General features: G+C 70.8%; 15 protein-coding genes. 5 read left to right on the plus strand and 10 right to left on the minus strand.

The window, feature by feature from the left end; all coding sequences use genetic code 11:
- Window positions 1-16 precede the first annotated feature (16 nt).
- Window positions 17-316: a SelT/SelW/SelH family protein gene (locus tag ACN28F_RS08735; protein WP_289207534.1), complete on the minus strand. Its 300-nt coding sequence runs from the start codon at window positions 314-316 to the stop codon at window positions 17-19.
- Window positions 317-363: 47 nt separating this feature from the next.
- Between ACN28F_RS08735 and ACN28F_RS08740 the strand changes: the two genes are divergently transcribed.
- Together ACN28F_RS08740 and ACN28F_RS08745 are read left to right on the plus strand one after the other, a co-directional pair.
- The gene (locus ACN28F_RS08740) at window positions 364-1029 is read left to right on the plus strand and encodes a helix-turn-helix domain-containing protein (RefSeq protein WP_289207535.1); all 666 of its coding nucleotides are present in this window, start codon (window positions 364-366) and stop codon (window positions 1027-1029) included.
- Entirely contained in the window at window positions 1026-2204 is a 1179-nt protein-coding gene (locus ACN28F_RS08745; protein WP_421361321.1) for an MFS transporter, read from the plus strand. The genes ACN28F_RS08740 and ACN28F_RS08745 overlap by 4 nt, the downstream gene beginning before the upstream one ends.
- A 41-nt stretch (window positions 2205-2245) precedes the next feature.
- Here the strand turns inward: ACN28F_RS08745 and ACN28F_RS08750 are convergent, their stop codons facing one another.
- A complete protein-coding gene (locus ACN28F_RS08750) occupies window positions 2246-3070 on the minus strand; it encodes a helix-turn-helix domain-containing protein (RefSeq protein ID WP_289207536.1) in 825 nt (274 codons plus the stop codon).
- 103 nt (window positions 3071-3173) lie between these two features.
- Between ACN28F_RS08750 and ACN28F_RS08755 the strand changes: the two genes are divergently transcribed.
- A complete protein-coding gene (locus ACN28F_RS08755) occupies window positions 3174-4097 on the plus strand; it encodes an oxidoreductase (protein ID WP_353850473.1) in 924 nt (307 codons plus the stop codon).
- Between the two features lie 89 nt (window positions 4098-4186).
- Here the strand turns inward: ACN28F_RS08755 and ACN28F_RS08760 are convergent, their stop codons facing one another.
- Entirely contained in the window at window positions 4187-7495 is a 3309-nt protein-coding gene (locus tag ACN28F_RS08760; RefSeq protein ID WP_421357428.1) for an SNF2-related protein, read from the minus strand.
- A gap of 88 nt (window positions 7496-7583) precedes the next feature.
- On the opposite strand from ACN28F_RS08760, the gene ACN28F_RS08765 reads away from it, so the two are divergent.
- Window positions 7584-8045 carry an SRPBCC domain-containing protein gene (locus ACN28F_RS08765; RefSeq protein WP_421357429.1) on the plus strand — a complete coding sequence of 154 codons (462 nt, stop codon included), beginning with the start codon at window positions 7584-7586 and terminating at the stop codon, window positions 8043-8045.
- Window positions 8046-8099: 54 nt separating this feature from the next.
- Here the strand turns inward: ACN28F_RS08765 and ACN28F_RS08770 are convergent, their stop codons facing one another.
- Window positions 8100-8429, minus strand: coding sequence for a transcriptional regulator (locus ACN28F_RS08770; RefSeq protein WP_421357430.1), 330 nt, complete (start codon window positions 8427-8429; stop codon window positions 8100-8102).
- Window positions 8430-8523: 94 nt separating this feature from the next.
- Between ACN28F_RS08770 and ACN28F_RS08775 the strand changes: the two genes are divergently transcribed.
- Entirely contained in the window at window positions 8524-9087 is a 564-nt protein-coding gene (locus ACN28F_RS08775) for a Uma2 family endonuclease (protein ID WP_123605193.1), read from the plus strand.
- A gap of 23 nt (window positions 9088-9110) precedes the next feature.
- Here ACN28F_RS08775 and ACN28F_RS08780 read toward each other — a convergent pair whose 3' ends face one another.
- The 6 genes from ACN28F_RS08780 to ACN28F_RS08805 form a co-directional block, all read right to left on the minus strand.
- Window positions 9111-9629, minus strand: a complete 519-nt coding sequence (locus tag ACN28F_RS08780; RefSeq protein WP_421357431.1) for a GNAT family N-acetyltransferase — start codon at window positions 9627-9629, stop codon at window positions 9111-9113.
- A gap of 14 nt (window positions 9630-9643) precedes the next feature.
- Window positions 9644-9838: a DUF397 domain-containing protein gene (locus ACN28F_RS08785; RefSeq protein ID WP_421357432.1), complete on the minus strand. Its 195-nt coding sequence runs from the start codon at window positions 9836-9838 to the stop codon at window positions 9644-9646.
- Window positions 9835-10536, minus strand: a complete 702-nt coding sequence (locus ACN28F_RS08790; RefSeq protein ID WP_421357433.1) for a nucleotidyl transferase AbiEii/AbiGii toxin family protein — start codon at window positions 10534-10536, stop codon at window positions 9835-9837. The genes ACN28F_RS08785 and ACN28F_RS08790 overlap by 4 nt, the downstream gene beginning before the upstream one ends.
- Window positions 10536-10898 carry a hypothetical protein gene (locus tag ACN28F_RS08795; protein WP_289212303.1) on the minus strand — a complete coding sequence of 121 codons (363 nt, stop codon included), beginning with the start codon at window positions 10896-10898 and terminating at the stop codon, window positions 10536-10538. Before ACN28F_RS08795 ends, ACN28F_RS08790 begins: the two co-directional genes overlap by 1 nt.
- Window positions 10899-11124: 226 nt before the next feature.
- Complete coding sequence (locus ACN28F_RS08800) at window positions 11125-11319, minus strand: DUF397 domain-containing protein (protein WP_421357434.1); 195 nt, start codon at window positions 11317-11319, stop codon at window positions 11125-11127.
- Window positions 11306-12079, minus strand: a complete 774-nt coding sequence (locus tag ACN28F_RS08805; RefSeq protein WP_421357435.1) for a helix-turn-helix domain-containing protein — start codon at window positions 12077-12079, stop codon at window positions 11306-11308. Before ACN28F_RS08805 ends, ACN28F_RS08800 begins: the two co-directional genes overlap by 14 nt.
- Window positions 12080-12108: the final 29 nt, after the last annotated feature.

The following is a 12108-nucleotide window of genomic DNA, read 5'->3' on the forward strand; positions in this document are numbered from 1 at the left end:
ACGGCTGAGCTACTGCTCAGCCTGGACGCGACGCCGCCCGGTCGCTGTGACCGAGGCTGAGGTCGGGCGCGATGCGGTCCCGGACCAGTCGCTTCAGCTCCGGGATGTCCGGGAAGCCGGTCTCCGCACGCGACCAGATCGTCTCGCCGTCGAGCCGGACCTCGAAGATCCCGCCGGTACCCGGCACCAGGGCCACCTCGCCGAGTCGCAGCGCGAAGGTGGTGAGCAGCTCCTGTGCCGTCCACGCCGCCCGCAGCATCCAGCGACACTGCGTGCAGTACTCGATCTCCAGCCGGGGCTGTTTCGTGGTGGTCACCAACCGAGTATGCCTGCGCCGACCACCGGGGCGGCAAACTTGTCGCCATGGGCGACGACCGCGATCACCTCGACGACCTCGACCTCGACCGGGCGCTCGATTCGGTCGGCCCCCGGCTGCGGGCGCTGCGCAGGCAGCGCGGCACGACGCTCGCCGAACTGTCGGCCGCCACTGGCATTTCGGTGAGCACCCTGTCCCGGCTGGAGTCCGGTGCCCGCCGCCCCACCCTCGAACTGCTGCTGCCCCTCGCCCGGGCCCACGGAGTGAGCCTGGACGAGCTGGTCGACGCGCCGCCGACCGGCGACCCACGCATCCACCTGCGCCCGGTCACCCGACATGGGATGACCGTCCTTCCGCTCACCCAGCGGGCGGGCGGCATCCAGGCGTACAAGCTGATCATCCCGCCGCGCAGCCCACGCCGGGTGCCGGAGCTGAAGACCCACGAAGGCTACGAATGGCTGTACGTCCTCGACGGGCGGCTGCGCGTCCTGCTCGGCGAGCACGACCTGGTCCTCTCCCCCGGTGAGGCGGCGGAGTTCGACACCCGGGTGCCGCACTGGTTCGGCGCGGTCGGCGACGAGCCGGTCGAGTTCCTCAGCCTCTTCGGGCAGCAGGGTGAACGCGCCCACCTGCGGGCCCGCCCCCGGGCCAGAGCGGGATCCGGGGAGAGTCCCCGGTCCAGCGGCGGGTCCGGGGAGGGCGGGACGCCCTGAACCGCGTACGCACCTGGGCCGCGCTCGGCTTCGTCTGCGTCGCGGTCGGACTGTCGACCGCGATGGCTTCGCCGTACCTGACCCTGTTCCTCGACGACGCGGTCCGGGCCAGCGCCGGGCAGATCGCGCTGTGCCTGGTCGCCGCCCCGGTGTCGGCGGTGGTGATCGCCACCGTGGTCGGGCGGCTGTCCGACCGGCTGACGAGCCGCCGGTGGCTGCTCGTCGCCGCCGCATCGGCCGGGTGCCTGTCCAGCGCGCTCACCTCGGTCGTACGGGACTTCCCGGTCTTTCTGCTCATCACGGTCACGCTGACCGCGTCGGCGCAGGTGCTGGTCCCGCAGATGTTCGCCTACGCCCGGGAGGCGCTGGCCGACTCCGCGCGGATCGCGATGGCGATGAGCACGTTCCGTACGCTGTTCTCCATCGCCTGGGTGGCCGGCCCGCCGCTGGCGTCGCTGCTGCTCACCACCGGCGGGTTCCGGCTCACCTACGCCGCGTCCGCCCTGGTGTACGCCGTCGCCGCCGTCGCCGTCCTACTCGCCTTGCGGCACCGTCGTCGCCCGGACGCCGGCGGGGCGTCGGACACCCACCGGTACGGGGCGGACGCCCCCCGCCGGACCATCTGGTTGAGCGTCGCCGCGTTCGTGCTGACCTGGGCCGCCAGCAACCTCGCCATCCAGGCGCTGCCGCTGCACGTCACCCGGGACCTGGGGGCCGGTGTCGGGGCCGCCGGGCTGCTGCTGGGCCTGTGCGCCGGCCTGGAGATCCCGCTGATCCTCGGCTTCGGCTGGCTGTCCACCCGGCTCCCGGTGCACCGGCTGCTGCTCGTCGGAGCCGGCTGCGGAGCGGCGTACATGACGGTCGTCGCCGTCTCGGACCAGGTGTGGCCGCTGCTGGTCGGGCAGCTGCTCAACGCGGCGTCGATCGCCGCGCTCGGCGGTCTCGGCATCACCTACATGCAGGACATGCTGCCCCGGCACCAGGGGCGGGCCTCGACCCTCTACTCGAACGCCATCCCCACCGGGGCGCTGCTCGCCGGCCCGGTCCTCGGCGCCGCCCAGCACACTGGCTACCGGATGCCGTACGCGGTCGGTGCCCTGCTCTACGTGGGAACGCTCGGATTGCTGCTGCTCGCCCGCCGCCGGCCCGACCCGGCAGTACCCGTCACCCAGTGAGGCGTCAGGCCGGGGACGACGTCAGCCCGGGGACGACGACGTCAGTTCGCGTACGTGGCGAGCAGTTGCAGCCGTTCGGCGTCGGCGCTGCCCGGCGCGGCCGTGTAGACGATCAGGATCGGCCCGGAGCGCCCCGGCGGGGTGTAGGCGTCCCAGTCCAGCCGCAGGTCACCGACCAGCGGATGTGGGAACGTCTTGCTGCCGCTGACCGACTCGCGTACGTCGTGGCGGGCCCAGAGCTGGCGGAACTCGTCGCTGCGGATACTGAGCGTGCCGACGATCTCCCGGGCGCGCGGGTGCTCCGGGTCGGCGGCGACCGCCGCCCGCAGGAAGCCCAGATAGTCCAGCACGGTCTCCTCCCAGCCGAGGCAGCGGCCGTGCGCCTGCGCATGGTCGAACATGTCGATCAGCGCGTTGGTCGGCCCGATGCCCGGGTAGAGGGCGGCGGCCATGGCGTTCCAGGCGAGCAGATCCAGGTGGCGGCTGACCACCACGGCCGGGGTGTGCAGGCTGTGCAGCAGCCGGCGGGTGCTCTCCGGCACGGTCACCCGGGTGGGTCGGCGCGGGGCCGGCGGCTGCTGCGCCCGGCGGGCCAGGGCCCGCAGGTGCCGGGTCTCCTCGGCGTTGAGCGCCAGGGCGCGGGCGATGCCGGTCAGTACGTCGTCGGAGGGCCGGACGTCGCGCCCCTGCTCCAGCCGCTGGTAGTAGTCGGTGCTCACCCCGGCGAGCAGCGCCAGCTCCTCGCGGCGCAGCCCGGCGACCCGACGGCGTGGGCCGGGGGCCAGTCCGATCTCCTCCGGCCGCAGCCGGGAACGTCGGTTGCGTAGGAAGTCGGCCAGTTCGCGGGCGTAGACGGTGCTCGTCACACCATCGAGTGTGCCGGTCGACGCACCCCGCAGGGTAGGTCCCGTGGTCCCAGGTTGGTCAGGTCTGCCCGGCGGCGCGTCCGGCCACCTAGCGTCGGCGGTCATGCAGGACATACGGAACTGGACCGCAGAGCAGATCCCCGACCAGCATGGCCGCCGCGCGGTGGTGACCGGCGCGAACTCCGGTGTGGGGCGGGTGACCGCGCTGGAGCTGGCCCGGCACGGGGCCGCCGTCGTGCTGGCGGTACGTAACGTGCCGGACGGCGAGGAGGCGGCCGGCGTGATCCGGCGCGAGGTGCCGGGCGCCGACGTCGAGGTACGGCGACTCGACCTGGCGTCACTCGACTCGATCCGGTCCTTCGCCGCCGACTTCACCGGCGGGCTCGACCTGCTGGTCAACAACGCCGGGCTGGTGCTGACCGGCCCGCGACCGCCGCTGACCGTCGATGGGTTCGACCTGCAGGTGGGCACCAACGCGCTCGGGCCGTACGCGCTGACCGGGCTGCTGCTGGACCGGTTGGCCGCCGGGAAGGAGCCCCGGGTGGTGACCGTGTCGTCGATCGTGCACAAGCAGCGCAACCTGGACCTGAACGACCTGATGATGGAGCGTTCCTACACCGGCAACCGGGCGTACGCGTTGTCGAAGCTGGTCGGCACGATCCTCGGCCTGGAGCTGGACCGGCGGCTGCGGGCCGGCGGGTCGCCGGTGGTCAGCGTGCTGGCCCACCCCGGCATGACCCGTACCAACCTGACTCCGCGCGCGATGGCCGACCGGGGCCGGCTGATGCGCGCTGGCGGCCGGTTGCTGTCGCTGATGGTCAGCGGGGTCGAGTCCGGGGCCCGGCCCCAGCTGTACGCGGCGACCGCTCCCGGCGTGCGGGGTGGGCAGTTCTTCGGGCCGGGCGGGTTCCAGGAGATCCGTGGCCCGGTCACCGAGGTGCGGGCCAGCGCCCAGGCCCGGGATCCGGGCAACGGCCGCCGGATGTGGGCGGCGGCAGCCCGGCTCACCGGCGTCGCGTACCTCTGACGCGGCGCGGCGCGCACGTCACGGCGGCGCCGCCGGCCGGGACGCCGGTGCCGGCAGCCGCAGTTCACCACGCGGGCCAGTCGGTCGGCTCAGTCGAGGTCGAGCAGGTCCCTGATGTCGGCGGCGGACAGTTGCGCGGAGGCGAACTCGCCCCCGTCGAGCACACTGCTGAACAGCTCGGCCTTGCGCTGCTTCAACGCCATGACCTTCTCCTCGATGGTGTCCTTGGCGACCATCCGGTAGACCATGACGTTCGACGTCTGGCCGATCCGGTGAACGCGGTCGACGGCCTGGGCCTCCGTCGCCGGGTTCCACCACGGGTCGAGCAGGATGCAGTAGTCGGCCTCGGTCAGGTTGAGACCGAAACCGCCCGCTTTGAGGCTGATCAGGAAGACGTCGACGTCGCCACGTTTGAACTCGGCGATCACGGCGGCCCGACTGGTGGTCGACCCGTCGAGGTAGCCGCAGCGGACGCCGGCGGCGACGAGCCGGTCACGCGCCGCGCCGAGGAACCGGGTGAACTGACTGAACACCAGCGTACGGTGGCCTTCGGCGACCAGGTTGGTGATCTGGTCGGCCAGCACGTCCAGTTTGGTCGACGGAACACCCTCGTGTCTCGGGTCGACCAGGGCGACGTCGAGACTGGCCTGGCGCAGCAACGTCAACGACCGGAAGATCTCGAACCGGTTCTTCTCCAGGTCCCCGAGCAGGCCGAGGACCTTCTGCCGTTCCCGCTGCAGATAGGCCTGGTAGATCCGGCGATGTTTGCGGTCGAGGTCGAGCTCCAGCACCTGTTCCTGCTTTTCCGGCAGGTCGGCGGCGACGTCGGCCTTGCGGCGACGCAACATCAGCGGCCGGATGCGGCGGCGCAGCTGGGCGAGCCGGTCACCGTCGCGGTCCCGCTCGATCGGCCCGCGGTAGTAGTCGGTGAACCGGTCCAGCCGGGGGAACAACCCGGGGGCGGTGATCGAGCAGAGCGCCCAGAGTTCGAGCAGGTTGTTCTCCATCGGCGTACCGGTGATGGCCAGCTTGAACGGCGCGGTCAGCTGCTTGGCGCAGCGGTGGCTCTGCGACTGGTGGTTCTTGACGAACTGGGCCTCGTCGAGGATCAACCCGGCCCAGTCGAGCGCCTGGTAGTCGTCGAACTCCAGCCGCAGCAGCGTGTACGAGGTGACGACGATGTCTGCCCCGGTGGCCGCCTCGGCGAGAGCCACGCCGCGCCGTGCCGAGGTCTGGGTGACCGCCCGTACGGTCAGGTCCGGGGTGAACCGCGCGGCCTCGGCGACCCAGTTGTGGATGACGCTGGCGGGGGCGACGACGAGGAACGGTACGTCGGCGCGGGCGTGCCGGATCAGGGCCAGCGTCTGCAGGGTCTTACCGAGACCCATGTCATCGGCGAGGATGCCGCCGAGCTGGTGCTCCCGCAGGGCGGCGAGCCAGCGGAACCCGTCGAGCTGGTACGGGCGCAGCTCCGCCCGTACCTGCGAGGGAACCTGGTGGTCGACGGCGGCGCCGGCGGTGGCCAGCTCGCGGACCGCGCGCTGCCAGGCGGCGGCCTGGCCGGTGATCTCCCCCAGTTCGGCCAGTTCGGCCCAGAGGCCGGCCTGGAACCGGCCGACGCGCAGCACGCCCGGCGGCCGGTCCTCCAGTGCCCGCGATTCGTCGATCAGCTCGCGGAGCTGGGCGAACTCGGGGCGGTCGAGGCTGAAGTACGTGCCGCTGGGCAGGATGAGGTACTGCCGGTCCTGCGCCAGCGCGGTGAACAGCTGATCGAAGATGACCTGTTCGCCGCCGACGCTGACCTGCACTGACAGGTCGAACCAGTCGTGTTCGCCGGGATGGTCGGTGCCGGCGAACCGAATGACCGGCGTCTCGTCGGATTCCCGGTAGTCCGGTACAGGCTCCGCTGCCGATTCGACCACCTCGACGCCGTCGAGGTCGGCGAGCCGGGGCAGGACCTCGCTGAGGAACCGGATCATGGCGTCGCCGGTGAGCGTGGTCAGGGCGGCGAGTCGCGGGCCGTTCGGAGTCGACTCGATCGCCTCCGGTACCGCTTTGGCCGTCGCCTCGGTGACCTGGTCGACGACGGCGTCACGGGGGTCGGCGTGCCCACGTGAGTCGGCGTGCCCGCGCGGACCGGTGGCCCACAGCGGCTCGGTCTGCCGGTGCGCGCCGACCGCGCGGACCCACTGCCAGTGGATCGACAACGCCTGTCCCGGCATCGGTGTCATGGCCAGGGTCAGGGTGGGAGGCAGCACCGGTGGCAGGTGCACCGCCGGTCCGGCGGCGACGACCTCGACCTGTTTGAGCAGCTCCGGGTAGAACCGTTCGAGAAACCGTGCCTCGTCGGCCGCCGGGACGCGGATCGCGGGACCGGCCAGGGCCTTCGCCGCCGCCGACACCGCGCCGGACAGGGGCGCCAGCCGCAGCACCCGGTCCCGGGGCTGCGGCTCGACGCCGCCGCGCTCGGCCCACCAGGCGATCCCGTGCGCCGGTCGGCCGACGAAGACAGAGAACTCGGCGGCGACGGGTACGCCGTCGGCCAGCAGCACCGGCTGCACGATCAGCTCGTCGTCGGCGCGGTCGACCTGCACCGACAGCCGGGCCGGCCGCCGGCCGACGACCACCGGCCGGCCGTACTTGCCGGGTTGGACCAGCGGTAGCCCGGCGTCGTCGGCCTCGGCCAACAGGTCCCAGATCCGCCGGCTCTGAAACGCCTCCAGGATGATCACCGCCGGGGCGCCGTAGTAGCCGTACCGGTCGGTGTCCACCGTCGACAGTTTCAGGATCTCACCGAGCAGCTGGCGGTGCCGTTTGGACTCCGGCGACCGGCCGTAGCTGGCGTACTGCACGTTCGACCAACTGATGCCGGAGCGGACCCAGCCGTTCTGGCCGGGTACGACCGGACGCAGCGCGATGCGTCCGGCGGGCCCGCCGGCGCCGGCCGCGCCCGGTTTGACCAGCTCGAACTGCAGGCCGACGGTGGCCCGGGCCGGCGCGGCGGTGACGACCGGGGCGACGTCGGAGACCAGCGCCGACAGGCTCTTCTCCCAGTCCGCCGTCGGCGCGTCCGGTGCCTGCCGCTGCTGCGGGACCGTCGGCGCGGCACCGACGACGGCCTGCAGCACCAGCGCGTACGGGTGGCCGCAGGACCTCTCGCCGCAGGAGCAGGCACCGTCGACCGTGGCGACGAGGCCGTCGGGGTCGGTGGTGACCGCCGCCGTCACGGTGCCCCCGCGACCAGGGTCCAGTCGGCCCTGGGCGTGCCCGGTCGTCGGATCCCAGCGGGCGTCGGTCAACTCGCCGTCCGCGAGTTGCGCACGGGCGCGCAGGAACGCCCGTACGCCGACGATCTCGCACAGCGCCGCTTCTTCGACGGTGAGTTCCAGCTTCGCCACTGTTCGTCGTCTCCCGAATAGGCCGCGTCGCGACGTAGGTTAGCCGGGTGTCAGCGCAACGATTGATCGCCGGTCCCGGTGACGCGCCGTGACCCGTACCGATTCGGCAGCCCGGGTGGTGGCCGCGCCGGCCGCGCGCGTCTACGCCGCCTTGGTCGACCCGGACGCGCTCACCGTGTGGCTGCCGCCGCAGGGGATGACCGGCCGGTTCGAGCGGTTCGACGCCCGGCCCGGTGGCGGGTACCGGCTGGTCCTGACCTACGCCGACGCGACGACCGCGCCGGGCAAGGCCACCGCCGACTCCGACATCGTCGAGGCTCGCTTCGTCGACATCGTCCCCGGCGTACGGGTCGTGCAGGCCGTCGACTTCGTCGCCGACGATCCGGCGTACGCCGGCACGATGACGATGACCTGGGAAGTGACCGCCGTCGACGGCGGCACCCGGGTGGCGATCCGCGCCGAGGACGTACCGGCCGGCATCAGCGCGGCGTACCACACCGCCGGCCTCGCCTCCTCGCTGGCGAACCTCGCCACGTACGTCGAGCGGTAGCCTGCGCCGGCTCCGCTGCGGCTACTTCGGATTGCCGAGCGGCGCACGGGTTGATCAAGCCGGATGGCTGGCCGCCGGGATGGCGTATTGATGGATATAGTCATCAAGCTCCAGAAACCCGAGAAGGGCCTGCCTCATCCCCTCCATGTCGGGGCCACCTGTGCTGCACGATGCGACCTGAACCCTCTCGGCCACCTCCACTAGGCCGGTGAGCTGGGCAACCGTATGTCCGGTCGCCCAGGCAATCGTGACGATGTCCGGCATCTTTGCCACCTGCTCGCCGACGATGATGCGCGACAGCGCAGTCGCCAGCTCATCCGCCTGGGCGTGACACACCAACTCGCTGGCGTTCTGCCGAATCTCCCGCAGCTCGATCTCCCGCACCCAACGTTTGTAACCCGTCGAGCTCGATCCGCGGCCCGGCGGCACGCGGTGGTGGGAGACTTGTGGCAGCATCCGTCAGGAGGTGAGTCTGCCGATGAGCGTTGCCGCACTTGATCACCCCGAGCCGTGGACCGAGTCCGAGTACTTCGCGCTCGGGGAGACCCGAAACCGGATCGAGTTGATCGACGGAGGACTGTGGGTGAGCCCCGCACCGAACAGGCCACATCAGGACATCTCGTTCCTCCTCCTGACCGCGATCCGGCCGGCCGCGCGGTCGGCGGGTCTGCGCGCACACGAGGCGGTGAACGTACGACTGGCCGCCAACCGGATCGTGATCCCGGACCTGGTGGTGGCGAAGGTCGGGCGACTCGGCGGCGTCGCCGACGCACACGAGGTCGTCCTGGCCGGCGAGATCACCTCGCCGAGCAGTGTCGCCACCGACCGCGTACAGAAGATGCAGTTCTACGCGGCCGCGCGGATCGGCTGGTACCTGCTCGTCGAGCCCGACATGGTCGAGTACGAAGCACTTACGCTGCGACTGTTCCGGCTTGAGGGCGAGCACTACGTCGAGCATGCGGTTGCCGCAGACGGGCAGCGGCTGACCTCCGACCTTCCGTTCCCCATCGACATCACGACCGACGCCCTACTCGACTTCTAGCGCCGCTCAGGTGACCCGGTCAGTCATCGGCGCAGCGTGTCGAAGCTGAGGCAGATATCCGCAGGTACGCCCGGCACCGACGCCACCTCGGATTGGCGCCAGCTCGGTCCGACCGCGTCGGTCGCCACCCGCTGCCAGAACGGCTGCGCTCCTGGGTTGTACGCCTGGAATACGATCCGCCACCGGCCCGGCCATTCGGCGATGACCTGGCCAGCGGCCACACGTCCCACCCCGGTCCGCCGCAACGGCCGGACCACGAAGAAATCGTTGATCGAGGCGATCTCATCCGCCCGGCCCGCCATGACGAATCCGCCAAGCTCTCCCGCCACTGTGATCAGCCACGCCCGAGTGTCCGGATCCGCGCCGGCCAGAAAGCGGTCGAGACGGCGATTGTTGTAGGTGCCGTCCGCGTTCGGCAGGTGACGGTACGCTTCGGCGAGGTCGTACCGGTAGAGCTGCCCCAGGTTGCCGAGCACCGCACGGTGCGACCGGTCGACCGGCGTCAGGCCGACCGGCGTTAATGGAAGCTCCGGCGGGCGCATGCCGGCCCCGGTGGTCAGCGTACGGCTGACGGGGTGTGGGCGACGAAGGCGGACCAGGCGGCCGGCGCGAAGGCCAACGTGCCACCGGCCCGGTCCTTCGAATCGCGCACCAGCACCCGGCCCGGCAGATTGTCGGCGACCTCCACACAGTTGCCACCGTTCGGGCTGCTGCGGCTCGACTTGCGCCAGATCGGCTCACTCGTTTTCATCGATCATCCTCACGTTCAGATCGCGGTGCGGCCCCGGAGAGCTGGGCCCGGATCCGAGCCTGCCAGGCGCCGAACCGGTCACGCAATGCGGCCACATCGTTGGCGTCGAGCCCGTAGTCGATGAAGTCCTGGTCATCGAACCGTGCGATCGAGCCGAGCATCTGTGCGAAGAGCTGCTGGTCGAAGCCAGCATCTGCGGCTGTCGCAAGTGCGCAGAGCTCGTCATGGGTGTACCGGCCACGTGTTACGGCGGCGTCGATGTCGAGGAAGTCGCGTGCTGCCGCGCGGTTGTAGAGCGCGTCCATCTTGCCTGCCATCACATCGTCAGGGTGGAGCACCGGGCCGATCTGCATCTCAACGGGCGGTTGCGCGCGCCAGTTCGCGACAAGTTCGACGCGGTGCTGCTCGCCCGGGGCATCGCCGTGACTGATGTGCAGTCGAGCGAAAGTGTCCAGCCGAAGATCGACGGTGACGTTGAATCCTTCGGCTTCGTAGGCAGCGATGAGGACGTCAACAGCTTGGGGAAAGTCGGCGCGACGCTGCCAGTCGGAAAAGAGATCGACGTCTTCACTCGGCCGATCGAGGATCCCATGCGCTGCCACCGCATGGCCGCCGGCCAACGCGAAGCCGAAGGGTCCGCCCGCTCGCAGACCGATTTCAGCCAGTTGTCGATGGAGTGGGTGAGTCTCGTGCGGCACTACGCGGCGGCCTGCCGCGCATGCGCGAGAACCTGGTGCTTGGACTCCCACACCTGCCGGACCTGTGGAGGCAGGACCAGCGTAGGCCAGATGCGGACCAGCGTCGGGCCGTCCAGCCATTGAATAAGGTCATCCACTGTCGTCGCTTCGCGGAGCACTGTCTCGTACATGCTGGCGAGCCTGCGAGGGTTGGCCAGGTCGTACTGCGCCCGCCCCGACCAGTCCAGACTTCTACTCAACGTGACCTGCCCACTGACCGGGCCATGGAGATCGTCCAGGTTCTCGCTGACCACGTACGGACGCTGGTCGGCGTAACGCGACCCGCTTGGTGCGCCACGCCCCGCCCTGCCGAACTCGTCCACGTCCCAGTCCCCGATCCTGGCCAACACATCGTCAACTACCACGAATCATAACGACGGCGGGCTCGGCTCACCGCCAGCGCGCCGTCAGCCCACGCTGCCACACCAGCATTGTCCCGCCACCGGTCACTCGATGGTGTCCGACCGGCTCGCCCGCTGATGAGATGGGGGCGAGCCGGTCGGCTGAGCGCACATGCCCGAGGGCGGGTGGGGCGGCGTTGGGGGTGGGTCAGCGTACGGCTGACGGGGTGTGGGCGACGAAGGCGGACCAGGCGGCCGGCGCGAAGGCCAACGTGCCACCGGCCCGGTCCTTCGAATCGCGCACCAGCACCCGGCCCGGCAGATTGTCGGCCACCTCCACGCAGTCGCCGCCGTTCGGACTGCTGCGGCTGGACTTACGCCAGATCGGCTCACTCGTGCTCATCGATCATCCTCCCGATCAGATCGCGGCTCTGGCTGACGGTGAGCGCCAGTCCCGACACAGCATCCCACGACTGTTCCAGGTCGAGCACGTCCTGAGCCTCGGTGACGATCCGGCCACCGAGATGGTCGTCGAGGTAGCCGATCCGCCGGTCGTTGGGGAGCACGGCGACGACGAACGCGCCGGCCAGCCCGACGTGCATGCCGACGTCGGCGGGGAGCACCCGGATCTGCACATCCGAGCGGTGGCCGATGTCGACCAGGTGCTCCAGCTGATCCTTCATGAAGGCGCCCGGCTGGCGCAGCACCGCCTCGGCGATGATCGAGGTGAACTGGATGTCCTCGTCGCGGTCCAGCGTGGCCGACTGGCGTTCCAGTCGGACGGCGATCGCCTCGTCGAGCCGCCGCCGGGTGCGGGTGCCGGCGGTGAGGACGGCGCGGGCGTACGCCTCGGTCTGCAGCAGCCCCGGGATCACCAGCGGCTGGAACGAGCGCAGCACCAGCGCGCGGCGCTCACTCTCCAGCCAGGAGCGCAGCCACAGGGCCTGCGCGTCCTCCCGGGCGGTCCGGGACAGCCGCTGGATCTGGTTGCCGGTCTCGTAGATGCGGTCGAGGTCGACGGCGGTGTCCGGCAGCGGGATCGACTTGCCGGTCTCGAACGCGCCGATGAGGGAATTGCTGACCCGGATGGCCTCACCCACCTGAGCCTGGGTCAGGTTGCGCTTGAGGCGCTCACTGCGTAACAGATCTTGAAGCTCGCTCATCTCCTGGCCTCCATTGGAATCCATTGGTA

Source organism: Solwaraspora sp. WMMA2101, from assembly GCF_049179175.1.
In the GTDB taxonomy this organism is placed as follows: domain Bacteria; phylum Actinomycetota; class Actinomycetes; order Mycobacteriales; family Micromonosporaceae; genus Micromonospora_E.

Bases quoted from the DNA above. Each gene is read 5' to 3' on its own strand.
- ACN28F_RS08740 (WP_289207535.1), top strand. From the start codon at position 364: ATGGGCGACGACCGCGATCACCTCGACGACCTCGACCTCGACCGGGCG.
- ACN28F_RS08755 (WP_353850473.1), top strand. From the start codon at position 3,174: ATGCAGGACATACGGAACTGGACCGCAGAGCAGATCCCCGACCAGCAT.
- ACN28F_RS08775 (WP_123605193.1), top strand. From the start codon at position 8,524: ATGAGCGTTGCCGCACTTGATCACCCCGAGCCGTGGACCGAGTCCGAG.
- ACN28F_RS08780 (WP_421357431.1), bottom strand. From the start codon at position 9,629: ATGCGCCCGCCGGAGCTTCCATTAACGCCGGTCGGCCTGACGCCGGTC.
- ACN28F_RS08785 (WP_421357432.1), bottom strand. From the start codon at position 9,838: ATGAAAACGAGTGAGCCGATCTGGCGCAAGTCGAGCCGCAGCAGCCCG.
- ACN28F_RS08800 (WP_421357434.1), bottom strand. From the start codon at position 11,319: ATGAGCACGAGTGAGCCGATCTGGCGTAAGTCCAGCCGCAGCAGTCCG.
- ACN28F_RS08805 (WP_421357435.1), bottom strand. From the start codon at position 12,079: ATGAGCGAGCTTCAAGATCTGTTACGCAGTGAGCGCCTCAAGCGCAAC.